The 24,394-nt window shown below is 57.9% G+C and carries 22 protein-coding genes and 1 pseudogene; 9 read left to right on the top strand and 14 right to left on the bottom strand.

What is annotated here, in order from left to right:
• Positions 1-10: 10 nt before the first annotated feature.
• The 6 genes and pseudogenes from CVU69_06255 to CVU69_06230 all read right to left on the bottom strand — a co-directional run bounded on the left by CVU69_06255 (position 11) and on the right by CVU69_06230 (position 4,895).
• Positions 11-208 carry a hypothetical protein gene (locus CVU69_06255; protein ID PKN12635.1) on the bottom strand — a complete coding sequence of 66 codons (198 nt, stop codon included), beginning with the start codon at positions 206-208 and terminating at the stop codon, positions 11-13.
• A gap of 338 nt (positions 209-546) precedes the next feature.
• On the bottom strand, positions 547-2,181 hold the full coding sequence (locus tag CVU69_06250; protein ID PKN12634.1) for an ABC transporter ATP-binding protein: 1,635 nt from the start codon (positions 2,179-2,181) through the stop codon (positions 547-549).
• 186 nt (positions 2,182-2,367) lie between these two features.
• Positions 2,368-2,718, bottom strand: a complete 351-nt coding sequence (locus CVU69_06245) for a hypothetical protein (GenBank protein PKN12633.1) — start codon at positions 2,716-2,718, stop codon at positions 2,368-2,370.
• Positions 2,702-3,000, bottom strand: a pseudogene (locus CVU69_06240) (nucleotidyltransferase). Before CVU69_06240 ends, CVU69_06245 begins: the two are co-directional and overlap by 17 nt.
• A 743-nt stretch (positions 3,001-3,743) precedes the next feature.
• Positions 3,744-3,920 (bottom strand): MarR family transcriptional regulator, encoded by a 177-nt coding sequence (locus CVU69_06235; GenBank protein PKN12632.1) that lies wholly within the window; start codon positions 3,918-3,920, stop codon positions 3,744-3,746.
• Positions 3,921-3,980: 60 nt separating this feature from the next.
• Positions 3,981-4,895, bottom strand: a complete 915-nt coding sequence (locus CVU69_06230) for a LysR family transcriptional regulator (GenBank protein ID PKN12631.1) — start codon at positions 4,893-4,895, stop codon at positions 3,981-3,983.
• Between the two features lie 185 nt (positions 4,896-5,080).
• Here CVU69_06230 and CVU69_06225 point away from each other — a divergent pair, with 185 nt between their 5' ends.
• The 4 genes from CVU69_06225 to CVU69_06210 all read left to right on the top strand — a co-directional run bounded on the left by CVU69_06225 (position 5,081) and on the right by CVU69_06210 (position 8,896).
• Positions 5,081-5,734 carry a hypothetical protein gene (locus CVU69_06225; protein ID PKN12630.1) on the top strand — a complete coding sequence of 218 codons (654 nt, stop codon included), beginning with the start codon at positions 5,081-5,083 and terminating at the stop codon, positions 5,732-5,734.
• Positions 5,735-5,815: 81 nt separating this feature from the next.
• Positions 5,816-7,036: a cyclopropane-fatty-acyl-phospholipid synthase gene (locus CVU69_06220; protein ID PKN12629.1), complete on the top strand. Its 1,221-nt coding sequence runs from the start codon at positions 5,816-5,818 to the stop codon at positions 7,034-7,036.
• On the top strand, positions 7,036-8,133 hold the full coding sequence (locus CVU69_06215; protein ID PKN12628.1) for an NAD(P)/FAD-dependent oxidoreductase: 1,098 nt from the start codon (positions 7,036-7,038) through the stop codon (positions 8,131-8,133). Before CVU69_06220 ends, CVU69_06215 begins: the two co-directional genes overlap by 1 nt.
• A 139-nt stretch (positions 8,134-8,272) precedes the next feature.
• The gene (locus CVU69_06210) at positions 8,273-8,896 is read left to right on the top strand and encodes a carbonic anhydrase (protein ID PKN12627.1); all 624 of its coding nucleotides are present in this window, start codon (positions 8,273-8,275) and stop codon (positions 8,894-8,896) included.
• A gap of 77 nt (positions 8,897-8,973) precedes the next feature.
• Here CVU69_06210 and CVU69_06205 read toward each other — a convergent pair whose 3' ends face one another.
• Positions 8,974-10,434: a cytochrome C gene (locus CVU69_06205; protein PKN12626.1), complete on the bottom strand. Its 1,461-nt coding sequence runs from the start codon at positions 10,432-10,434 to the stop codon at positions 8,974-8,976.
• 166 nt (positions 10,435-10,600) lie between these two features.
• Between CVU69_06205 and CVU69_06200 the strand changes: the two genes are divergently transcribed.
• On the top strand, positions 10,601-11,662 hold the full coding sequence (locus CVU69_06200; protein PKN12625.1) for a hypothetical protein: 1,062 nt from the start codon (positions 10,601-10,603) through the stop codon (positions 11,660-11,662).
• On the opposite strand, the gene CVU69_06195 is transcribed toward CVU69_06200, so the two are convergent.
• The 4 genes from CVU69_06195 to CVU69_06180 form a co-directional block, all read right to left on the bottom strand.
• Entirely contained in the window at positions 11,659-12,732 is a 1,074-nt protein-coding gene (locus CVU69_06195; GenBank protein ID PKN12624.1) for a (p)ppGpp synthetase, read from the bottom strand. The two genes, CVU69_06200 and CVU69_06195, sit on opposite strands and share 4 nt — an antisense overlap.
• Before the next feature lie 96 nt (positions 12,733-12,828).
• The gene (locus CVU69_06190; GenBank protein PKN12623.1) at positions 12,829-13,689 is read right to left on the bottom strand and encodes a hypothetical protein; all 861 of its coding nucleotides are present in this window, start codon (positions 13,687-13,689) and stop codon (positions 12,829-12,831) included.
• A 39-nt stretch (positions 13,690-13,728) separates the two neighbouring features.
• A complete protein-coding gene (locus tag CVU69_06185) occupies positions 13,729-14,931 on the bottom strand; it encodes a hypothetical protein (GenBank protein PKN12622.1) in 1,203 nt (400 codons plus the stop codon).
• A gap of 161 nt (positions 14,932-15,092) precedes the next feature.
• Entirely contained in the window at positions 15,093-15,575 is a 483-nt protein-coding gene (locus CVU69_06180) for a hypothetical protein (GenBank protein ID PKN12621.1), read from the bottom strand.
• Positions 15,576-15,886: 311 nt separating this feature from the next.
• On the opposite strand from CVU69_06180, the gene CVU69_06175 reads away from it, so the two are divergent.
• Positions 15,887-16,735, top strand: a complete 849-nt coding sequence (locus tag CVU69_06175) for a serine protein kinase RIO (protein PKN12620.1) — start codon at positions 15,887-15,889, stop codon at positions 16,733-16,735.
• 142 nt (positions 16,736-16,877) lie between these two features.
• The gene (lon, locus tag CVU69_06170) at positions 16,878-19,211 is read left to right on the top strand and encodes an endopeptidase La (GenBank protein ID PKN12619.1); all 2,334 of its coding nucleotides are present in this window, start codon (positions 16,878-16,880) and stop codon (positions 19,209-19,211) included.
• A 220-nt stretch (positions 19,212-19,431) separates the two neighbouring features.
• Here the strand turns inward: lon and CVU69_06165 are convergent, their stop codons facing one another.
• Positions 19,432-19,986 (bottom strand): hypothetical protein, encoded by a 555-nt coding sequence (locus CVU69_06165; protein PKN12618.1) that lies wholly within the window; start codon positions 19,984-19,986, stop codon positions 19,432-19,434.
• A gap of 105 nt (positions 19,987-20,091) precedes the next feature.
• Between CVU69_06165 and CVU69_06160 the strand changes: the two genes are divergently transcribed.
• Together CVU69_06160 and CVU69_06155 are read left to right on the top strand one after the other, a co-directional pair.
• Entirely contained in the window at positions 20,092-20,979 is an 888-nt protein-coding gene (locus CVU69_06160; GenBank protein PKN12706.1) for an EamA family transporter, read from the top strand.
• On the top strand, positions 20,976-21,617 hold the full coding sequence (locus CVU69_06155) for an amino acid transporter (protein PKN12617.1): 642 nt from the start codon (positions 20,976-20,978) through the stop codon (positions 21,615-21,617). The genes CVU69_06160 and CVU69_06155 overlap by 4 nt, the downstream gene beginning before the upstream one ends.
• A 100-nt stretch (positions 21,618-21,717) precedes the next feature.
• Here the strand turns inward: CVU69_06155 and CVU69_06150 are convergent, their stop codons facing one another.
• Complete coding sequence (locus CVU69_06150) at positions 21,718-22,584, bottom strand: 2-oxoacid ferredoxin oxidoreductase (protein PKN12616.1); 867 nt, start codon at positions 22,582-22,584, stop codon at positions 21,718-21,720.
• The gene (locus tag CVU69_06145; GenBank protein PKN12615.1) at positions 22,571-24,325 is read right to left on the bottom strand and encodes a 2-oxoacid:acceptor oxidoreductase subunit alpha; all 1,755 of its coding nucleotides are present in this window, start codon (positions 24,323-24,325) and stop codon (positions 22,571-22,573) included. Before CVU69_06145 ends, CVU69_06150 begins: the two co-directional genes overlap by 14 nt.
• Positions 24,326-24,394 lie beyond the last annotated feature (69 nt).

Genomic DNA, 24,394 nt, shown 5'->3' with positions numbered 1-24,394 from the left:
TTTTTATACTTTATCCGGCGATGCTGTGCACACGGCCGACCTGGCCGTCAATGAGGCGGACCTTGATGCCGCGGGTGTGCTTTGCGGCGCTGGTGAGGATCTTGTCGACCACCCCTTTGGTGAGGGCGCCGCTGCGCTGATCCTTTTTGAGGATGATCGTCACTGTCAGGCCGGGACGAATATTGCTCCGTTGCGTGCCGTCGGACAAAGGTCAGGCTCCGGTCGTTTCGTCTTCGGACTCTTCGTCGTCACCGTCGTCGTCGGATCCTTCATTCTCGTCGTCGACATCTTCGCCGTTGAGTTTACGCTGTTTCTTCTCTTCTTTCTTCGCCTTCTTCAACAACTCTTTCTGGCGTTTTTCAAACGAGTAGTTCGGTTTTTTGGCCATCTTGGCCTCCTTTGATGATCTGATTGCGAAAGTTTAAACCAAAAAAGACTGTTTCACACGGACAACATGGATGGAACGGATAAAGGCAGATTAAGCAAATCGATTGAGTTGTTTAAATTCGTAGAAATCCATCCAATCAGATTTTATCCGTGTGCAGGTTAGAGATTCGGTGCCGTCTGCTCCGGGCAGAGGATCGCCCGTTGCCGTGCGACCTCTTCGTTTTCGAGATAATCGTCGAAGCTCATCGAACGATCGATAAAGCCGTTCGGGAAGAGTTCGATGATGCGGTTGGCGACGGTGGCGACGAGCTGATGGTCGTGGGACGCAAAGAACATCGCTTCGCTATAAGCGATCAGGCCGTTATTGAGGGCGGTGATCGATTCGAGGTCAAGATGGTTGGTCGGCTCGTCGAGGATGATAAAGTTGGGGTTGGTGAGCATCATCTTCGCCAGCATGCAGCGGACCCGCTCGCCGCCGGAAAGGACCTTGACCTTTTTGGTCGCGTCATCGCCGGAGAAGAGCATGCGGCCTAAAAAGCCGCGGGCAAAGCTTTCGCCTTCCCCTTCGGCAAACTGCAGCAGCCATTCGATCAGGGTGTACTCCCCGGTGAAGTAGGAACTGTTCTCCTTCGGGAAGTAGGCGCTGGTAATGGTGATCCCCCAACGGAAGGTACCGGAATCTGGCTCCATCTCGCCGGCCAGGATTTGAAAGAGAGTGGTCTTGGCCTGGCTGTTGGCACCGATCACCGCAATCTTGTCCCCCTTGTTGACAAAGAGAGTGAGGTTGTCGAGGACCTTGACCCCGTCGATGGTCTTGGTCAGACCGTCGATTTCGAGGATGATGTCGCCGCAGGGGCGCTCCGGTTTGAAGACGACGTAGGGATATTTGCGCGAAGAGATCGGCATATCCTCGATGGTGATCTTCTCCAGCAGCTTCTTGCGGGAGGTCGCCTGTTTTGCTTTCGACGCATTCGAGGAGAAGCGCTGGATAAATTCCTTGAGCTCGTTCGCCTTGTCCGTTGACTTGCGATTTTCTTCCTGCTTCTGCTTGAGGGCCAGCTGGCTCGCCTGATACCAGAAATCGTAGTTGCCGACATAGACAGTGATCTTGCCAAAGTCGATATCGGCGACGTGGGTACAGACCTGGTTCAAAAAGTGCCGGTCATGGGAAACGACGATAACGGTATTGTTAAAGCGGAAAAGGAAATCTTCGAGCCAGGCGATCGATTTGAGATCGAGATGGTTGGTCGGTTCGTCAAGAAGGAGGATCTCCGGGTTGCCGAAGAGGGCCTGCGCCAAGAGGACGCGTACCTTGTCGCCGGCTTCGAGTTCCTTCATCTTCTTGTGGCGAAACTCTTCAGGGATGCCAAGACCGTTGAGTAGCACCGCGGCTTCCGATTCGGCTTCGTAGCCGCCCATCTCAGCGAATTCAGACTCGAGTTCGCCGGAGCGCAGGCCGTCGGCCTCAGTGAAGTCGGCCTTGGCATAGATCGCCTCGCGCTCGCTCATCACCTGGAAAAGGCGCTCGTGGCCGCGAATCACGGTATTGAAGGCGGTCTCTTCGTCAAAGGCAAATTGGTCCTGACGGAGGACGGCGATGCGCTCGCCGGGGCTGACGCTGATCGTCCCTTTGTCCGCTTCGATCTCGCCGGCGAGAATCTTGAGGAAGGTCGATTTCCCTGAACCGTTGGCGCCGATGAGGCCGTAGCAGTTGCCGGGGACAAACTTGATATTGACGTCTTTGAAGATGACGCGCTTGCCATAGGCGAGGGCGACATTGTTGGCACTGATCATTTTTTGATTGTTCCTTTGTGCAAAATAAAAGGCCGCAGGAGAACCCCTGCGGCTTCAGGTGTATGGTCTATATAACATTAATCGCCGGATGGCGGCAATCTCTATTCGTCGCTGGTGGGGAGGGCTTGGAGAGAAGCGGGGTCAGAGGGCTTCGACTGGCAGGGGCGCCCCTTGTGGATGCCCGATTTAAGCTGTTCGGGATCGTTCAATATCGAGTATATGCTGGATAGCGGTATGCAGGGGTGGGATCTTGTTCTGGACGATGTCCCAGACCAGTTCGAAATCGACACTAAAATTGCCATGAATCAGACGGTCTCGCGTTCCGGCCATCCGCCGCCAGTCCGGTTCCGGGTAGCGAATTTTGAGGTCGTCAGGAAGATTTTTCACCGCTTCGCCAATAATTTCCAGGCTGCGGACGAAGGCCCGCTGTAACGTTTCATCGGTAAGGAAGGCATTCAGGCTGAGGGGGCGGGAGGTTTTCAGCAGGTATTCGGTTTCAACCAGAATATGTTCGAGGTAGCTAGTGGATGGTTTCAAACCGGGCCTCTTGAAGAATCCGTTGGCGAAGGATGGGGCTGACTGATTCAACGGTCAGCAGATCGACCTTGCGACTGAAGAGACGTTCCAGCATTTCCGCAAGCTCGCAGAAGTGGTCATAATTTTTTCCCCCGACCGGAATTCCACCAGAAAATCAAGATCGCTCTCCGGTCGCATCTCGCCGCGTAGGGCGGAGCCGAATAGACCAATACGGCTCACGCCGAGTAGCGACAATTCGGGATGGTATTTGCTGATTGTCTGAAATATTTCGTCGGATTTCATCTCTGGGTTCTCTCGGGGTTGAGGTCTTGTTGAAGATAAACCAATTCGTTGTTCTCGGCAACCGGGATTTTGGAGAGTTCCAGGCGCTGGCAGCGCTGCAGGTGAGATGGAGGGGTGGGGGAGGAGCGCGAAAGTAGGTTTGAGAGAGGGCGCGGTTAAAAATGTGACGCCAGCGGCAGCGTTGTGCTGATCCGCTGGCGGGTTACTTGATAAATTATCCACTGTCAATGGCTGGGCCTACTGAGCTTCGTACTTATTTGCCCTTCGTGTTCTTCACATACAGCGCTTTGCCTCCTGTATTGCTGGTCCCACGTTCTTCTAATGCGAAATGCTTAGGGTAAGCCTTAATCAAATCACTTAGTCCAACCACTTTCATCGGAGATGTCATCAATTACCTTTGCGATCACATCCAGCGAAACTTTAGCTTAAGATCAAATCGGGCGGCCACGGGGGGCCGCCCCTACATGATTTTTGAATTTTTAAGGGGTTATCCCCTTTCGCCGCTGCCGGAGCATGGTGGACGTTTGGCGATAAAGGCGGACAAATGTCTGAGCGCAGAGAGTTTTTGTCCGCCCGCCAAATGTCTGCCGGGCGCAGGGAACCCGCGCAGCGGGCCAGGTGATGGGGTGCCTTTTTCTGCTTACTCTTTTAGGGCAAGCAAAAAGAGTAAGGCGTCGTCGGGGGCGCAACCCCCGGACTTGATCGGTTGAGCTCGGCGTGGCCGAGAGAATCGGGCAGAAAATTCAGGCCGGGCTCCAGAAGCAACGCTTGGGCGAGACGATCTTCCCCTCTTTCTTGAGCTGCTCCATCGCCTTGTCGACCGCCTTGCGCTCCAGACCGCCGAGCTCGGCGACCTTGCCGGCGTTGAGCGGCTCACCGGCCTGACTCATGACTGCAAGTACCTGATCCTTGATATCCATCGTTGTCCTCCCTGGGGTTTGATTTGATGACGCCGACACTACAACCAATTCAGTTATAAATCAAAAACATTTCTGATTTTCTTCACTTTTGCTTGCCTGCAACACCGCCGCAAAGGCCGCTGCCGCCGGGGAAAGGGTACGACTGCGGCGCGTCACCAGCCAAAAGTGGCGGCGCACCTGTAAGCCGGTAACGGGGATGATCGTCAATTCGCCGCGCGCCACTTCTCGTTTCACTGAGCTCTCCGAGAGGAACGCCGCGCCAAAGCCATCGGCAATACTCTCCTTGATCGCTTCGTTGCTGCCGAGTCGCGCCGCCACCCGGAGCCCGGCCGGATTGAGACCGATTCCGGTCAGGGCGGAGCAAAGCGCCAGGTCGCTGCCGGAGCCATTTTCCCGCAAAAGCAGTGCTTCCTCAAAAAGTTGTTGCGGGCTGATCGACACCTCTTCCCGCCAGCGATGGAGCGGCCCAACGACGAGGACAAGGAGGTCCGGATCGAGGGGGGTGAAGTCACAATCGGGGAGATCCGGGTGACTGCCGATGACCGCCAGTTCGACCTCGCCGCTGATCAGGCGGTCGAGGATGGCACGGCTGTCACCACCGAGAAGCGTGAGCCTGATACCGGGGTGACGGCGGGCAAGTTCGGGGAGGAGGCGCGGGATCAGATAGGTGCCGGGGATGTTACTGGCGCCGACGCAAAGAGCGGCTTCCTTCAGGCCGCTGAAATTAGCCATACACGAACGCAGGGTGGCGAGTTCGGCGAGGACGCTCCGGGCGTGTTCGAAAAAAAGGTGCCCGGCGGCGGTCAACTCCGCCCCGCGGCCGGTGCGGTCGAAAAGGCGGATGTTGACTTCGCTCTCCAGGCTGGCGATGTGCTGGCTGACCGTCGATTGCGTGAGGAGGGACTTTTCCGCTCCCCGCGAAAAACTGCCACTTTCGGCAATGGCAATGAAGAGTTCGAACTGTCGCAAATTCATGGGCTCTCCTATTGAAAATTCAGATCGCTGATATCGATATCCGAAACTATCAAGTTGATCCGGAGACGTCAATCCCTGCCTCGTTGTTTCCCGATTTTTATCTCCAGCGCCCGCATCGGACTCAGCGTCTGCTATAATTTATCGTGTGACACCGCTCGTTGCCGGCGTCGTTAAGGGGGTTGCCCATGCATACGAAAGACCATATCCGTCAGCTGATTGCTCAGGAAGCCGCGCGCCTGATGTACGAAGAGGGGGTGCGGGAATACCGCGATGCCAAGCGCAAAGCGGGACGGCGCTACGGCGCCGAGAAGGCTCTTTCCCTCGGCAGCCATCTGCCCGCCAATGCCGAGATTCATGCCGAACTGCAGCGACTGATCGGCCTTTATGATGAAAAAACCCTACCGCAGCGACTGTTGCACCTGCGCCTCCTTGCCTTGCGGCTGATGGAACTCCTCGAACGTTTTCGTCCCCATCTCGTCGGTTCGGTCCTCAGCGGGGCAGTAACGGAGCGGAGCGATATCGACCTCCACCTCTTTGCCGAGTCGAGCGAGGAGGTAGAGGATTATCTGGAGTTGCAGGATATCCCCTTTGATGAGGAGGTTGTGACTATCCGTCATGGCGGCGAATTCGTCGATTATTCCCACATTTATCTCGATGAGGAGGGAGTGGTGGTCGAATGCACCGTTTACCCCCTGGCCGATCTACACCGCATCCCCAAGAGCAGTATTACCGGCAAAGCGATGGAACGGGCGACAACCAGGCAGCTGCGGCGCCTGATAGCGACAATGACCGCACAGCCGACCGCCGGGCCCTTGACATCCGGCCAAAGCCCCACATAATTAACCGGAATCAATTATTTGCAGGGGGCTGCTGCCATGGATCTTTCAAAGAGAAATACTTGCACTGTTCCGTCCTCCGTCATGAACGGGCGGACATCGACCGATGATCGGGTTTATACGATCGATCGCTGGTTGGCGCGCAAATTCCTCGCGGCCATGGGGAATCCTCCCCTGCGGCTGACCCTGTGGGACGGGACAATTATCACCGCAGGAACCACCTCTCCGGCAGTCGGGATGGTCCTGCGCGAGCGCAAGGTCCTCTGGAGACTGCTGAGCAATCCTCGCCTCCACTTCGGAGATGATTACAGCGCCGGCCGCATCGAGATCGAAGGGGGGCTGGTCCCCTGCATCAAGAGCGTTTATCGGGCGATGGAGCAGACACCGCGTTTCCGGCGGCGTTCTCTTCCGGACGCTTACCGTCGCAATCAACCGCGCCTCAACTCGCTAAACGGTTCCCGCGACAACATTCATCACCACTACGATATCGGTAACGATTTTTACAAACTCTGGCTCGATGCCGAGATGCTTTACACCTGCGCCTACTTTCCCGCCCCGTCCGTCTCCCTGGAAGCTGCCCAGCTGGCCAAAATGGAACTGGTCTGCCGCAAATTGCGCCTGCAGCCGGGACAAAGAGTGGTGGAAGCCGGCTGCGGCTGGGGCGGACTGGCACGCTACATGGCGAAAAACTACGGGGTCAGGGTGCAGGCTTACAACATCTCTGCCGAGCAAATTGCTTATGCCCGCCAGCGCGCCGGGGATGAAGGTCTGACCGGACAGATCGAGTATATCGAGGACGATTATCGCAATATTTCCGGTCACTACGATGCCTTTGTCGCGGTGGGGATGCTGGAGCACGTCGGGCCGGATCATTATCAAGAGCTCGGTCAGCTTATCAATCGATCCCTGACAGAGGACGGTCTCGGACTGATCCATACCATCGGCCAGAACCGGGCAGCGCCCCTCAGCCCCTGGTTTTTGCAGCGAATCTTCCCCGGCAGCTACCCTCCCACCCTGCGGGAGATGATGGCGCTCTTCGAACCCTGCGATTTTTCGGTCCTTGATGTCGAGAACCTGCGCCTGCACTATGCGAAAACCTGCGAGCACTGGTTGAACCGTTTCGAAAAGAATCAGGAGCGGATCCGGGAGATGTTCGATGAAGCTTTTGTCCGCGCCTGGCGCCTCTACCTCTCCGGTTGTATTGCCAACTTTCAGCTCGGGGATCTGCAACTCTATCAGGTTGTCTTTGCGCGCCCCGGCAACAACCGCATTCCCTGGACCCGCAGCCATCTGACGGTTCCCTGATGGAGAGCTGCGAGGTGCTGATTGTCGGCGGTGGCCCCGCCGGCTCGACCTGTGCTGCCAAACTGGTCGCCGCAGGTCTCGATGTCCTCCTCCTCGATAAGGCGAATTTTCCGCGCGTCAAACCCTGTGCCGGATGGATCACCCCGGCGGTGTTGACGGCACTGGCGATCGATCCCGCCGAGTATGGTCAGGGACGCGTTCTGCAGGCGATCAGCGGATTTCGCACCGGGCTGATAAATGGGCCCGAGGTTGTCACCCGCTACGATCAGATCGTCAGCTACGGCATTCGCCGTGACGAATTTGACCATTACCTGTTGCAGCGGAGTGGCGTTCGCCAAAGACCGGGCGAAGGGGTGATAAAAATCGAAAGCCAGGAAAGCGGATGGTTGGTGAATGGGCGGATCAAGACACGACTCCTGGTCGGCGCCGGTGGCCATTTTTGTCCGGTCGCCCGCCTTCTCGGCGCCCGGGTCGGTGCGGAAGCAGCGGTGGTTGCTCAGGTCGCTGAGGCAGTACTGAACCCGGAACAGGAGCAGCACTGCCCGGTTGCCGGCGACACCCCTGCCCTGCGCTTCTGCCCGGACCTGCAAGGGTATGGCTGGCTCTTTCGCAAAGGGAATGTGCTAAATGTCGGTCTCGGGCGGCGCGATCGGCAAGATTTTGCTCGCCATCTCCGTGAGTTTCGCACCTTTCTCGTTGCGCGCGGAGAGCTTCCCGCCGACTTTACCGGCCATTTTCAGGGCCATGCCTATTGTCTCTATAACCGCCAGACCGGACGGCAGTGCGTCGGCGAGAAGGCGCTGCTGATCGGCGACGCTGCCGGTCTCGCCGCAGTGCACAGCGGCGAAGGAATCCTCCCGGCCATCGAATCAGCTCTCCTTGCCGCCGCGACCATTGTTGCCGCGCAGGGCGATTATCGCTACGCTACGCTTGAATCTTATGCGGCCCGTTTGGCCAGGCACTGTGCCGGTTCCTGGCCGATGGCCCCCTCTCTGCCTCTCCCCGCACGCTTCACACAACGCCTTGGGGCCTGTCTGCTTGCTATCCCCTGGACGACCCGCCACCTGATACTGAATCGCTGGTTCCTCCATTCTTAAAAATAAAATAGTAGAAATAAAAACCAGAGGAAGAGCGGTTGTCCCTGCGCCAGCGTCAGGGAAATTCAGTCTTGACAGAGGTCGGTTCTGTCGATAAGGTCCGGCCTAGACTCTTGCAGAAATTATGAAAGGGCACGCAATGAATCGACTATTCAAGGGTCACATGAAATTTCGCAGTGAGGATTTTGCCAGTCATCGCGAACTCTTTCAACAGCTGGGCCGGAGTCACGATCCGCATACCCTCTTCATCGGCTGTTCTGATTCGCGGGTGGTGCCGAACCTGATTACCCAGACCCATCCCGGCGAGCTCTTTATTGTCCGCAATGTCGCCAATATCGTCCCCCCCTACCGCCAGACCGAAGAGTACGTCTCCACCACCTCGGCGGTTGAGTACGCAGTGCTGGTGCTCAAGGTCGATACCATCGTCATCTGCGGCCACTCCAACTGCGGCGGTTGCGCGGCGATGAACCTGCCGGACCACGAACTTGAGCACATCCCGCATGTACGCAAGTGGCTGGAACTGTCACAGGAGGTCAAGGGAAGGGTCGACCGCCTCATGACCGAGAATACGCCGGAAGAGCGGGAGTGGTTGACCGAGCAGGTGAATATTCTCGTGCAGATGCGCAACCTGCTGACCTATCCGTACATCAAGGAGAAGTACGAACGCGGCGAGCTCAATATTTACGGTTGGCACTACATTATCGAGACCGGCGAAATTTTCAATTTCAACGATGATACCCAGGAGTTCGAACTGCTCGGCTGAGCTCCGCCAAAATCTGAAAACAAGAAAGGGCGACCCGTGCTGCGGGCCGCCCTTTCTTGTTCCAATTGAGAAAAAGACTATTGAGCCGCCGCCACCTCGCGCTGCAGCGCGACCATGTCGACCACCGGCAGGGTCGGAACTTTGCTCAAGCCATAATCTCTGGCCAGATCGATATCCTTCGGCACCGCACCGAGCAGCGCCTCGGCAATCTTCTGATCGGCCTGACGATAACGCAGCTTTGCTTCGATCGTCAGCTTTTTGCTCCCTTTGGGTGCCGTCACCCCGTAATGGACATCGCGATAGCCCTTGGGGGGGATGGTTTCGTGGCGGGAGAAAGCGGTAATAACCCAGGGATCGACGGCAAAATGCATGTCCGATCCCATCCCGTCCGAATTAAAGAGCCGGGTATCTTTAGGCAGTGAACCGTCCGTCGCGACCGCACCGGTGGAGAGAATGACCTTGCCCTTTTCGTCTTTGACGATGACCTCCAGCCACATTTGGCGGATATTGGAGAGCGAGGTCGGGAGGTTATGACCGGCACGCACGTTCTTGACCCGCACCCGCACCTCGGCCAGCGCACCGTTGCGGTAAACCGGTTCAATCTCCAGTTCGGCCGCGTTCTGCAGGCGTTTGACCGCCATCTCATACTGATGCATCAGCCGCCCGGCCTGTTCCTTGTCGCCGGCCTTCTCCGCGGCCTGCGCACCGAGAAAATAGAGCAGATAGTTGGCGCCGTTGAAATAGTGCCGGTAATCTTTGCGCTCCGGCTTTACCAGTGTATCCGCAACCTTGACAAAGGTCTCGGTGCCGACCATGTGGCAATCCTGACAGTGAATATCATTCTGGGAGTAAAGGCTGTGCTTCCACTCATGATAGGTGGCTTCAATCGGGAAGTGCTTGTCGTAATGAAAGACCTGGTGACAAGAAGCGCAGAGATCAGCCTGGGCATGGAATTCCGTTTGCCGGCATTCATGAAAACCATCGCCGCAGCCCTCAGCGGGCAGGCGCGGGCCATGTTTGATCAGCACCGGTCCGTCCGGGCTATCCTCCCCCGGCTTGATCACAAAAGAACCGTTTCCTGGCTCTTTTGTGGGGGTTTTACCATGATTGACGGCACTGATCGAATGGCAGATATCGCAGGAAACGCCGGCCAGAGCCACTGGCGACAGACCGCTGACGCCCGGTCCCTTGATCTCGCCGGTGACAACGCCGGCTGGGGAGTGGCAGCCTTCGCACTGGCGGGAGATCTCGTGCCCCACCGCCTTGACCGCTTTGTTCAACTCACCCTGATAAACCGGATCGATGAAGGCCATGCTGTGCAGCGAGCCGTTCCACTCCCGGTATTTGTCTTCGTGACATTCGCCGCAGGTTTGGGGATCGGTAAATTCGGCGGCCGATTTTTCGTAGACGATGAGGGACGGATTGAACTTGAAGAGTTCGAGGTCAACCTTGAAGGGGGACGCTGACGCCGTTGTGCCGACGCAGACGGTGAGCAGTGTTGCCGCGAGCAGGGAAAGAAAATTCGATTTTTTGGCCATGGCCTTTTCTCCTTGGTGGGGAATGACGCGCCGATCAAGATTATAAGCAAATAATCATCAAGTCAAGGACGCTCGCCACCGCGAAATATTCAAGGATTCATTTGCCGTAAAAAACTGTTATAATCCGCCACTACCAGTCATATCCCGTCACCCCGAGGAGATGCCCATGCCGATTCAGCCGCCATCCGATGCCCTCTTTGCCCAACCGGCCCTGGAACCGATGGAGTTGTTCGGCCGAATGCGGTCTTTGACCATCGCCCGCAGCTTCTCCGGAACCCTGCCGGTCATCTGGCAGTGCTCCGACGAAAGCCAGGGAATCAAGCGCGCCCTCTTCGGTTATGCCTTTGACTGCCCTTCTTTCAATCTCGGCCGCGTTGGTGCTCTGCTCGACCCCACCCGACTGGCGACGGCGGCGCATCACGGCCACGACCTGGTGATCTTCGGCGGCAGCCATCTCGGCGCCCACGAAGAGGGCGGGGTCGGTTATATTGAGCGAATACATGGCCAGATCTCCCCCTGTTGCGGCCTCCTTTGCCGGGTGTTGCAGGAATACCTGGAGGTCTATCAGCGTGCCGCCCTCTTTATCCGCCTGCTACGCACCCCGGAGGGATTGCTTATCGAAATCCCTTACAAGTACCTCTTCCGTAAACCGGCGGGGACGACCGCCCGCATCCAGATCAATCTCGGTCGCTTGACTGCCGGCGAACCCCTCTACGATTCCTCCCTCGGCAAGGTTTACCACCTCCATCCGGCACTGATCGCGCAGCATGCTGCCGAACTTGTCAGTGTCACCGCCGAACCGGGTGCAATCGGCGCCCTCCTCGGGCCGGGTCTCTTCACCTTCAGCAAAGCCCTGAACCCTGACAGTCTCGATCCGCGGACGATGCTGGAAGTGGGGATTTTCGATTTTTGGTCCGATATCGTCACTTCCCCCAACCCGCACCGCCGCCTCGCCAACGTCAACACCTGGCGGCAGTTCCACCGCCTCGCCGCTTATCTCACTGATGCCTTCAGCGGTAAAAACCGCAACGTCCTCGTCGTCGCCGGCCTCACCCTCGACCATTCGATCCGTCGCAATACTGTCATCCCCCAGTTCGCCTGGCTGATGGAGCGGGAATCGTCGCAGCAGGGGCAATATCTCGATCCGCCAACCGTCACCGAGCTGCTGACGGCACAGCCGGTCTTCCGCCCGCCGAAGAGTTATCTCGAATATGCCGGGGTTTCTTAAGGGCGCTTGTTCGCAACCCAGGTTTCAAAGCGCTCGCGCGCTCCCTTTGACAAGATTTTGTTGAAGGTCTCGGGATCGTTGAGATAAAGGCAGTGGCGGATGGAGGAGTAGGGGGTGAAGATCCGTTCCGGGTTGTTGGCGATGAAGTCATCGCGATAATCGCGGATGATTTTGAGATTTTCAAGCAGGCTTTGATGCAAATCGGCGCGGGTAAAGTTGGCGTCGAGGTGCAGGATATCCTGAACAAAGTCATCGACTTTGTCATCCTCGAAGTCAAACTCCTTGAAGAAGTGCCCGGCAATGCGCAGGAAGTTAAAGGCGTTGACGATCTTTTCACTGGCCAGCGCACTGATCGCCCCGCCTTCTTCGCCGCGTTCGGCAACCGAGTCACTGACCGGCGCAGCGGTCGCCTGCTCGATGAGATCGGCGGTGGCGTTGCGGATCTCTTTGAACTCGCGGTCGGCGAGTTCGAAGAGGGCGGAGAGGACGTTGATGCGGCGCTTGAGTTCGATGGGGATCGACTTTTTGTATTTGATCTCGTGATCCAGGACGCTCCATGCATCCTGGATCAGTGAACGGATCTGCACCTCAAAAGGGCAGTCAGCAAAGGCAAAATATTTCGCTTGCACTGCCAGTTCGTCCGGCAGGGCGAGATCCATATGCAGCCCCTTGTAGCCAAAGGAATCCTCAGTACTCTCGATCGCTGCAATTTTGTTCGTCACCTCGATGAGGTTAAAGGACTGGGTCAGCAGCTGCGCGACGCTGGCGATGCGGTCTTCGTAGAGACAGATGATGCGGATACCGATGAGGTCGGAGATGTAGGTTCTGATTTCGTAAGGTTGTTCATCCGCTTCCAGTCGACCCCGGTATTTGCGGTCGAACTTCTTGATACACTCCTCTTTGTCCTTAACCCGACCCTCGATTTTGCTCACAGCATCGCCTGCACCCTGCTTGAGGCAGGCCATGATCAGGCTGACGTAAGCATTCTTCGCTGATTCGAAGTGCTGCCGGTTGCTGTCATAATATTTGCGGAAGGCGCGTTCTTCCCGGTCAAAGTCGAGGGAGGGCATGGGTCTTTCCTTGGGTGAGGTTGCGTGATTGATCTTGGTGCTGGAAGAATAACAGCACCAAGCGGCAGTGTCAAAAGGTGGGGGCCGGGGCGGAGACTAAGGCGTGGTGAGCTGATAAACGTTACTCTGCTCGCCGCCGGGGTTGATGACCTGTAGAGACAGTTCGCGGGCTTCGCGCAGAAAGGGGCGGCGGGTGTAGATCAGGGTGGAACAGTCGACGTAGCGCATCGATTCGCGCACGCTGCCATCAGCAGAGATGTTGCCAAGGGCTTTGCCGATGGCGCTGCCATTGGCGGTGAGGCGCGAATCGGCGAGAAAGTTTTTCCCCTGAACGATGAGCTCGTAACTGACAACGTTGTCGGCGCCACTCAGCACGGCTGTGATCTCCGGCGTGCTGGACAGGAAGAGGGCGTGGGTCAGGGAGCGCTGGCTGTCTGGATTGATCACCTGGACATGATGCAGTCCCGGTTTCACTGTCGGCAGGATAAATACGATTTCGCTGTCAGAGAATTTTTCGATGGGCAGGGCCGCGTTGTCAAGAAGAAGTTGGGCGCCGGGGCGGAAGTCCTGACCGCTGACTGTGATCTGCCGATCTCCCGCAAAGGTGCAGCTGTCGAGAGTGGCGGGAGATAGCAGGGTTAAGCGGGGCGGCGCTTGCACCACGCGCAACCGGAAAACTGGGGGAGTCTGTGTTCCGGCGCGTTCGACGGCCAGAGAATAATCTCCCGCCGGCAGTGTCGCCGGGAGGGTGAAAGTCAGGCGCGTTGGAGCCAGGGTGGTGGCGGCAACGCGCCGATCGCCGACCAATACCAGATCACCGGCAACAAAGGGGCCGCCGCTGAGGGTGACGCTGGCGCCGGGGTTGGCCGTCGATGGGGAGACGGCGGTGATCTCCAGCGCCGCGACCGGCACGACAAAACAGAGACAGAGCAGCATGACCAGCAAGCGGATGCGCATGAGTTTCTCCGGGGGCAGATGTGACTATAATCTTCTTTCCTACGGCACCAGAGTAAAGTCCTGAGTGGCGTCTGCCGTAGCAATATTCTTGGTGAATGACTGCGTCTGGTAGCCGATGGCGGTGGCGACGATGCTGTATTCTCCCGCGGTCGGGCTTTGTTCCGTTAAAGTAATCGGCAGGGTGCCGTCACCGTACGAACCGAGCCAGGGGGCAGCCGTTGGCAGCGACAATGAATAGGCGCTACTGAGAAGATCGACGGGTTGTGATTTGACGGTTATCGTCGTCGTTTCCGGCAGGGTCTGTTTGGCGGTTGCCTCGGCGATCTCGCTGGTACTTGGCGGGTTGAGGAGGATGGTGCCGCTGATGCTTTGCGTTGCCGAAGCTGCCAAGGTGACAGGGCTGTTTGCGCTGCTGATCATGGCGGTGCTGGTCGCGTTCGCGATCGGAACCCCGGAGACGACCGTCGTGGCATGTCCGTCGGCGGTGATGACCAGATCGTAAGTGTCCGGATCCAGGTGAGAAACGAAGAACTCGCCGGTGAGCGGATGCGGGACCGTGGAGCGGACAATCTCACCATTGATTTGGGCTGAGACTGTGACGTTCCCGGCCGGAGAAATAAACCCGCCGATACCGCTCAAGGTGATCGGCAGCACCCGGATGACAGGCTTGAGTCCGTAGCTGCCGTTACCGCGGGAAACCACCGACTTGCAGGCGTTGAAGTCAAGGAGGAGATCGACGCGTTCCCCGGCTAACACCTCGAATTCGTTAATCAGCTTGAGACCGCTCTGCAGGGCGCTGGGGGTATCAAGAGCTATTTCATCGGCTGTCCCGGTGGGAATGACCGAGTTAGAGAGGGTCATCCCTCTATTGTCGGCTAAGACCAGGCGGAGTTGGGTGTAATGACCCGCGGCCAAGGGGATTTCTCCTAACTCTTCCAAGGCGCCGTTGGTGAGACTGAGCAGGTCGATCTTGCGCACCGGGTTGAGGATGATCTCCTCCCAGCCGGGTGCGTTCTCTGCAGCGTTTGGACTTTGGTGGATCATGACTTTTCTGATCGTCACATTCACCGCATCGAAGCCGCAGGCTGGCGCATCAGTGATTGAAACCGCAAGGGTTCCTGTTTGCGCATCGGAAGAACTACTGTTGCAGCCGGGGATGATAAAGAACAGGAAGAAGGTCAGCAGGGTGACAGCCAGCAGGATCAGATGGATTTTTTGCGTAGAAGATCGGTTGGTTTTCATGCTTTCTGCCTCCGCCTTATCGCTTACCGTTTGTAAGCTATTGATTCTGTGCGCTTACCTCAGAGTAACACGAACTTTGATAAAAGCAAGGAGGGGTCCGGTCAAGACGTCAAGGCGGGGTGGAATAAAAAGGGCGGCCGCTGCGGGCCGCCCTTTCTCAGTTATTTTCCGCAGCACTTTTTGTACTTGCGGTCACTGCCGCAGGGGCAGGGATCGTTGCGGCCGATCTTGTTGGCGGTCAGCGGTTGCGGCTTCACCATGCTGCCATCGGTGAAGTACCAGCAGCCCTCAACCCGTTGAAACTGGGCGCGTTCATGGTGCGCCCGGATCTCTTCCTTCTCACGGAAACGGGCGATGAATTCGACCTCGCCGCGGCTATCCTCCGCGCCGCCCTGGACGGTATCGAGAATCTCCAGTCCGAGCCAGGTGGTCTTCTCGGCCCAGCTCTGCGTCGATTGCCGGTCGAGCCCTTGACGATGCTCGGGGTGGGTGCTGTCAAAGATGAAATCGACCTGCACGCCGACATGGGCGCTATAACGGGCGCGCATCAACGCTTCAGCAGTGGCCGCCGGCTTAACGCCGGTGATAATCGGTTCGCAGCAGGCAGCGTAAGGGTTGCCGCTGCCGCAGGGACAGTTGTTCATGGATGGTTCCTTTCGGTGGTGGTCAGAGGTGTTCGCGGGGAATTATTAACCAGATAAAGAACGAAATGTCAAAGGATTGCTGACCATCGCCAGAGTTCACAATAATCCTCACAAAAATCAAATGCCTGAAAATGCCGACCATGCTATACTCACTTCTGTTTTGTGTCGGACTCGTCCCCCTAACCCCCAACAAGAAGGAGAAAGCTCATGAGTAAGGGCATGGACAGCAAGAAGAGCGATAAGAAAGCCCCGGCGAAGACGATGAAAGAGAAGAAGGCCGAAAAAATCATCAAAAAGGCTGAAAAGAAGTAATGAAAATTCCCAAAAGCCTGGAACCCCTGCTGCATGACGGACTGATCGACGAAGTTCTCGGCCAGTTAATGAGCGGTAAAGAGGCCGAGGTTTATATCGTGCGTTGCGCCGGCGAAATCCGCTGTGCCAAAGCCTACAAAGAGGTCAAGCACCGCAGCTTCCACAAGCAGGCGCAGTACATGGAAGGCCGCAAGGTGCGCAACAGTCGCCGCTCCCGCGCTATGGACAAACACTCCAGCTTCGGGCGCAAGGAGCAGGAATCCGCTTGGCAGAATGCCGAGGTCGATGCCCTTTACCTTCTCGCCGCTGCCGGCGTCCGCGTCCCCAAACCCCACTGTTTTTTCGAGGGGGTCCTCCTCATGGACCTGGTGGTTGATGCTGAGGGCGAGGTGGCCCCGCGCCTCAACGATATCGACCTCTCTGCTTCAGTAGCCCGGCAGTATCATCGCCAGCTCATTGCTGAAGTCGTCCGCATGCTGTGTGCCGGCATCGTGCACGGTGACCTCTCCGAGTATAATGTGCTGGTCGCCGGCGACGGGCCGGTGATCATCGACCTCCCGCAGGCGATCGACGCCGCCGGCAACAACAATGCCGGTCGTCTCTTTATGCGTGATGTCGACAATCTCGCGGCCTACTTCGGTCAGTTTGCCCCGGAACTTCTCACCACCGCTTATGCCAAGGAGATCTGGCACCTTTACGAAAGTGGCGAGCTGCAACCGGAATCGATCTTGACCGGTCACTTCGAGAGTTCCGAAAAGGCGGCAAACGTTCACATCGTGCTGCGCGAGATCGAAGATTCGCGTAAGGAAGCGCTGGCCCGCGAGGCCGGTCGCGCCGCGGTGGCCTGAAACTTTGATCCAAGGTTGATTGAGCGGGGCACTCCTCACGGAGTGTCCCGCTCTTTTTCTGTCCTCCCTTCGTCGATTGACATGACACAAACCGGTGTTATCCTGATGTTGAAGGCCCTCCCCTTGGTGCACGGAGTCCGCGATGTCGTCGACAAGCCCCCCCATTCCCGATATCCTCCCGGTCTACCCGCTGCGAGAACAGGTGGTCTTCCCACACATGGTTCTCCCCCTCTTTATCGCCCCTGCCGGGATGGCGACCGTTGATGCCGCCCTGCGCAGCGACAGCCATCTATTTGTCGTAGCGTGGTGCAGCGCCCCGTCTGAGCCGATCTTCTTTGAGGACCTTTCCCGCATCGGCACCCTGTGCCGCATCAACCAGACGGTCCGTTTTCCGGACGGCGGCTGCAAAGTGGTCATCGAGGGGGTGGAGCGGATCCGCCTCATCAACCCCATTCAGATGACGCCGGCGATCTCGGCCCGTGTCGAGGTGGTTGAGGAGGAGGATGGCCGCGGTCTTGTCGCCGATGCGCTGGCGCAGAGCGTCAATGCCCTGCTCAAGATCGCCCTTGCCTACGGCCGCCCTCTGCCCGGCGACGTCCTCAAGATGATCGACCAGATCGATGACCCCGGCCGTCTCGCCGATCTGGTGGCGGTCTATCTTAACCTCCCTCTCAAGGAACAGCAGCGCCTTCTCGAACTCCTCAACCCGGTGGAGCGCCTCAAAGAGGTTTATCTCCTCTTGACCAGTGAGGTGCAGAAGATTCAGGTGCGCGGCGAGGTACAGGTCGATGTCGCCAAACGTCTCGGCCGCTCGCAGAAGGAATACATTCTGCGCGAGCAGCTCAAACAGATTCAGGAAGAGCTCGGCGACGACGACCCGCAACGCAGCGAGATCAGCGAGCTGCGGCAGCGCATTACTGCCGCGTCAATGCCGGAAGAGGTCGCCAGGGTGGCGGAGAAGGAGGTTGCGCGGCTCGAACGGATCAGTCCGGCTTCGGCGGAATATACTGTCGCCCGTACTTATCTTGACTACCTGTGCAGTGTGCCGTGGCAGCACAGCAGCGATGAAATTAATGATCTCCCCTTTGCCCAGCAGGTGCTCGACGAGGATCACTACAATCTCAAGGAGGTCAAGGAGCGCATCCTCGAACACCTTGCCGTGCGCACGCTTCGCCCGGAGAGTCGCGGCCCGATCCTCTGCTTCGTCGGCCCCCCCGGCGTCGGCAAGACCTCCCTCGGTCGCTCTATCGCCCGCGCCACCGGTCGCAAGTTCATCCGTATGTCCCTAGGCGGCATGCGCGACGAGGCGGAGATTCGCGGTCATCGCCGCACCTATATCGGTGCCCTTCCCGGCCGCATCATCCAGGAAATCTGCCGTGCCGACAGCAATAATCCGGTCTTCATGCTCGATGAAGTCGACAAGATCGGTCAGGACTTCCGGGGCGATCCGGCCTCGGCCCTTCTTGAAGTCCTCGATCCCGAGCAGAACAACACCTTTACGGACCACTACCTCGACATCCCCTTCGACCTCTCCCGTGTCATGTTTATCACCACCGCCAATCTCCTCGACCCCGTTGCTTCCCCCCTCAAGGACCGCATGGAGGTCATTACTCTGGCCGGCTACGGCGATGACGACAAACAGCAGATCGCCTTTACCTACCTGATCCCCAAACAGATCGAGGAGAACGGCCTCGGAGATGCCCCCCCCGAGTTCACCATCGCCGCTGTCGCCCAGCTGATTCGCGATTATACCCGCGAGGCCGGGGTGCGGGGACTGGAGCGGCAGATTGCCTCCATCTGCCGTAAACTCGCCAAGGAGCGGGCCCTCGGCTTTGTCGGCGAGCGGCGCGTCATCACTCCGGAGTTGGTCGAGGATCTCCTCGGGCCGCGCAAGTACTTCGCTGACGTTGCCGCCGAGGTCGACCGAATCGGGGTCGTCACCGGTTTGGCCTGGACCGAGTCAGGGGGGGATATCATCTTCGTCGAGGCTTCGCGCATGACCGGCAAGAAGGAGCTCCTTTTGACCGGCAGTCTCGGCGAGGTTATGCAGGAATCAGCCAAGGCTGCCCTTTCCTACGTCCGCGCCCATGCCGCTGACTTTGCCATCGATCCGGCCATCTTCGATAATAGTGATATCCACATCCATGTCCCGTCCGGGGCGACCCCCAAGGACGGACCGTCGGCGGGGATTACCATCGCCACCTCCCTTATCTCCCTTTTTACCCATCGCCCGGCGCGCCGCAACGTCGCCATGACCGGTGAACTCACCCTCTCCGGGCGCATCCTCCCTATCGGCGGGGTCAAGGAGAAGATCCTCGCCGCCCGTCGTGCCGGGGTGACGACGATCCTCTTCCCCGAACGCAATCGTGAGCATCTCTACGATCTGGATAGCAAGCTCCTCGCCGGGCTAGACCTGCGCTGTATCGCGTCTGTCGCCGAGGTGGTGGAGGCAACCCTGCTTCCGCCGGCCGGCTAACCAGTACAATTGCTGGTCTGAGAACTTTATTTTTCTGGCTGAGAAAGAGAGGCAGGGCTGGTTCCGGACGTTGCTGCTGGCGGAAAAGAGGCGGCTCTGAAGTTGGTGTTGATCACGCTCTCGACGACTCTTGCTATTACGATCTGCCGTCCTCCCTCGTCGCTACACATCCTCAGCAGAGAATAGGGCGCAGCGATGACCTCGATCGTTCAAGCTCTCTTCACGGCAGATAACTCACCTGTATAATCGCCGCCGCCATCTCCTCTCCCATGCATTCATACTGATGCGGAGAATCCGCCAGAAAGTGCAGAAACTCCCCTTCAACAATCTCAAATATCTTCTTCGCCACAGTGACCCTCAGTTTTCCTTTGGTCAAAAAGAGGTATTCATAAACATTCCCGTTATGTGGTTCACCATGAAAGACCGTCCCCGGATCGATCTCGAAATAATAGGTTTCGAAGGGCTGCTGCGGGCTGAAAGGAACCATCGGGAAGAGCCGGTAGCGTTCCCCTTCGGCGCTCAACGGCGTCCCGGCACGAAATGATTTTGCCTCGGCCTGAACCGGGGCATTACAGAGCAGTGCGGCAAAGGAAATCCGTAAGCCATTGGCGATCTTCCACAGGGTGGAGATCGTCGGACTCGATTTGCCGATCTCGATCTGACGCAGCATGCTCTTGCTGACCCCCGTCATCTTGGCAAGTTGATCGAGACTGAGGCTGCGGCTCTCGCGGTGGCAGCGGAGATTGCCGGCAATCGCTTCGACGGGCTGATCCATATAGCACTCCAATTGACAACATGTTAAACAATGATTATTTTAGCGCACAAAAGACCGTTAAATGGTATAGCAACGCCTCGCCTTTTTCAAGGAAAGATCGAAATGATGCCGAAAGAGAAGTCACACTATCTCCCCCTGATTGCCTTTGTCGCCCTGGGAGTGATCTGGGGGAGTAACTTTATCTATATGAAGATGGCAGTGAAGCTCATCTCCCCCCTGCAAATCGTCTTTTTAAGGGTCCTGTTCGGCTTTGTCCCAGTCGTGATCTATGCCCGCCTGCAAGGGGCCCTGCGCCGGGAGCACCTCCGGCACGGCGGTCATTTTTTTGTCATGGGCCTGCTGGCGACGGCGCTTTATTATTATGTCTATGTTAAAGGGACTTCCCTCCTCCTTTCCGGGGTGGCAGGAGCGGTCAGCGGGGCCATCCCCCTCTTCTCTTTTGTCCTGGCCATCGCCTTTATTGCCGAGGAAAAGGCGACCCGGTTGAAAGTGGCCGGAACGTTGATCGGCTTTCTCGGTGTCTTGATCATGGGGCGGCCGTCAGGGGCCGATCTCGCCGGCACCAATCTGCAAGGGGTCCTCTACATGGTTGCCGGTTCCCTCAGCGTCGGAGCCTCCTTCGTCTATGCGAAAAAGTTTATTATCCCGTTGAAGATTCCGGCAGCTGCTCTGACCACCTATCAGCTGGGGTTTGGCCTTCTCGTTCTGACCCTATTGACCGATTACCGCGGCATGACAAAACTCTTTTCCAACACCCATACGGCGATAGGCCTGATCGTCGGCCTCGGGATTCTCGGAACCGGTCTGGCCTACATCATTTACTACTATATCATCGCCAAACTCGGGGCGGTCGCCGCCGCTTCGGTCACCTATATCCCCCCGGTCGTAGCTTTGCTGATCGGGGCACTGCTGGTTGGCGAGCCGATTGACAGGGTCGATTACGGGGCCACGCTCCTGATCTTTGTCGGTGTTCTTTTGTTGAGGAAGAGATGAATGTTCCCGCAGAAATTTTAAAGCCACTGGTGCAGGGCTTTTCTCTTGGCGCCGGCCTGATCATTGCCATCGGCAGTCAGAACGCCTTTGTCCTGCGCCAGGGGCTGCGCAGGGAATATGTCTTTACTATCTGCACCATCTGTTTTCTCTGCGATGCTCTTCTGATCCTTTTAGGGTGCGGAGGCTTTGGCGCTTGGATCGCTTCTTCGCCGCTGCTGATGCTGGCAGCCCGCTGGGGCGGAGCCCTCTTCCTCTTCTATTACGGTGTGCGCTCTTTTCGCTCGGCGTTCCGGGCCGAGACCCTGCGGGTTGATGAAACCAGAACTCCGGCCGCAGGGCTGAGATGGGCGATTGCCACCACCTTCGCTTTGACCCTGCTGAATCCGCACGTCTATCTCGACACCGTGATCCTCCTCGGCAGTATTGCTGGTCAGCTCCCCGTGCAGGAGAGAGGGCTCTTTGCCGGCGGTGCAGTCGGCGCTTCGCTCTTCTGGTTTTACGGCATTGGCTACGGCGCCCGCATCCTTACGCCCCTTTTTCGTCAAGCAATCGCCTGGAAAATACTCGATGTCATCATCGGCGCAATCATGTGGTCCATTGCCGCCAGTCTGCTCAGGCCCATCATTGCAGGACCATAAATCGGTGAATTGCGGTGTGAAGGTCGATGCCAGAGGCAGAAAAGGCAAGACCCACGGAATGCGGGCCTTGCCTTTTCTGTCCCAGCTAAATCCAGATTGATCAGCCAAACTCACCGAGCAACTCCGCAAACGTTTCACGCGGCAGCTGCAGATCCGCTGCGACCAGCGGCGTGGCGCTGTAGCCGTGCAGCAACTCCTGATACGACCTCTTCTTCCCATCCTGATAGATTAATCCTGTCACCAGATCTTCATGCTCCAGCAAGGTACTCAGCGCCTGATTCTTGCTCGTCGCATCATAACCATCAACGTCGGCGAGGCTGGTCAGGTGCTGCGTGAACCATTCGTAAGTGTTGACCTTGTTGTAAGTGACGCAGGGGCTCATGACGTTGATGAAGGAAAAACCCTGGTGGCGGATGCCGGCGGCGATCAGGGCGGTGAGCTCTTCGGGGTTTTTCGAGAAGCCCTGGGCGACAAAGGTGGCGCCGGCGGCGAGGGCGAGCTGGAGGACGGAGAGGGGGGGCTCGATGACACCGTAGGGGGTACTCTTGGTCTTGAAGCCGAGACCGCTGTGCGGCGAAGCTTGCCCCTTGGTGAGGCCGTAGATCTGGTTGTCCATGACGATGTAGGTCATGTCGATGTTGCGGCGCAGGGCGTGCAGGGTATGGCCGATGCCGATGGCAAAACCGTCACCGTCACCGCCGGCAGCGACGACGGTGAGGTCGCGATTGGCCAGTTTCATCCCTTGGGCGACGGGGAGGGCGCGGCCGTGGATGGCGTGAAAACCGTTGGTGTTGAGATAACCGGACATCCGCCCCGAGCAGCCGATCCCGGAGACAAACATAAATTCGTGCGGTTCGCGGCCACTGGCGGCAAAGGCGCGTTGAATGGCGGTCTGGACGCCGAAGTCGCCGCAGCCGGGGCACCAGTTCGGTTTGATGTGGTTCTGAAAGTCTTTAGCTGTGGCCATGCAGCACCTCGCGGATTCGGGAGTCAATCTCCCCCGGCTTGAAGGGGTTGCCATCATATTTGCGCAGGGAGACGATCTTCTCCGCACTTGCCGGCACATGCATCTGCAAGAGTTGCGCAAGTTGACCGGTGGCATTCTGTTCGATGACGATGACCTGCCTGGCTGCCGCCAAAAGCGGGGTCAGGGTCGCGGTCGGAAAGGGCTGAAAGAGGCGCACCTGAGCGCAGTTGGCGCTGATATTGTCGGCTTCGAGGCGCTCCCGCGCTTCCGCGATTGCCCCACCCGTGGCGTTCCAGCCGACCAAGAGGAGGTCGGGGTTCGCATGGCGCTGATTTATGCGCACCGGGTCGGCAAAGGTCAGGGAGTCGAGCTTGCGCAGCCGTTTTTCTGTCTGCGCCTGGCGATTGGCGGCACTCTCTGCCGGCCGCCCGATTTCGTCATGTTCGAGGCCGGTGACGTGAAAGATACCGTTCTGTACCCCCGGCAAAAAGCGCGGCGAGATGCCATCGGCGGACAGGAGAAAGCGTTTACGCGGTATCGGCTCACTCTGCTCCGGCAGTTGCGGGTGCAGGTCGAGTTTACCGCGGCGGATCTGAATCCTCCCGTAATCGAGGTCAGAGAGGGTCTGCTGCGCCATGCCGAGCTGGAGATCGCTGAGCAGAATCACCGGACACTGAAACTCTTCCGCGAGATTGAGGGCTTCGATGCTGTCGTAAAAGGCGGCTTCGGCACTGTCGGGGGCGATGACGATCTTGGGGATCTCGCCGGGACTGGCGTAAAGTATCGCCAGGAGATCAGCCTGCTCCTCCTTGGTCGGCATGCCGGTACTCGGGCCGGCGCGTTGCACGTCGATGACCACCAGCGGAGTCTCGGTCATCCCCGCCAAGCCGATCGCTTCGGTCATCAATGCCAGGCCGGGGCCGGAGGAAGCGGTGATCGCCCGCACCCCGGCATGGTTGGCACCGATCGCCATGGTAACAGCGGCAATTTCGTCTTCGGTCTGCACCATCACCCCGCCGAATAGCGGCAGCTTTCTGGTGAGGTATTCCATGATGTCGGAAGCCGGGGTGATCGGATAAGCCGCCATAAATCGGCAGCCGCCGGCAAGAGCACCGAGGGCGGTCGTTTCGTTGCCGATCATGAAGAGGCGCTTCCTGCCGTCCCCGGGGGCGAGGCGGAGATCGGGATGCTGCTCCGGAAAGAGGGCGCGCAGGGCCGTCTCGCCGCTTTGCAGGGCCACAAGATTGCTGTTGACGACCGCTTCCCCCTTGGCAGCAAAGATCTCCCGCACCACATTTTGACAAAGCTCACTGCTGATACCAAGCAGGGCCAGGGATGCACCGATCGCAACCATATTCTTCATGCGGGCGGCACCGGCTTCGGTCGCAAGGGCAGTGAGAGGGAGGGGGCAGAGGATGGCATCCTTGCCGGGGGGGAGGTGCGGCTGGATGGCGCTTTCAGCCAGAATCATGGCACCGGGACGGAGCTCATGGAAACAGAAGTCGATGCTCTCCTGATCAAAGGCGACAAGGATGTCGACCTGATCGGCGATCGCCTGTACCGGTGTCGTGCTGATGCGGATATTATTATTGGTGTGTCCGCCCTTGATGCGGGAGGAGAAGTGGCGATAGCCGTAGAGATGATAGCCAAGACGATTCAGGGTCTTGGCAAAGATCTCGCCGGTACTTTCGATCCCTTCCCCCTGCTGTCCGCCAACCTTCCATGATACTTGTTGCACCATAATTTTAATCCCTGATTAGAAAAGATTTCCTGTATCCTGCGGCGATTTTCGCCGTATCGCTGTCAGATG

It is taken from the genome of Deltaproteobacteria bacterium HGW-Deltaproteobacteria-4 (assembly GCA_002841765.1).
Classification (GTDB): domain Bacteria; phylum Desulfobacterota; class Desulfuromonadia; order Desulfuromonadales; family UBA2197; genus UBA2197.
The sequence above is the reverse complement of the archived record's forward strand: the minus strand, read 5'-3'. Positions and strand labels throughout refer to the sequence as shown.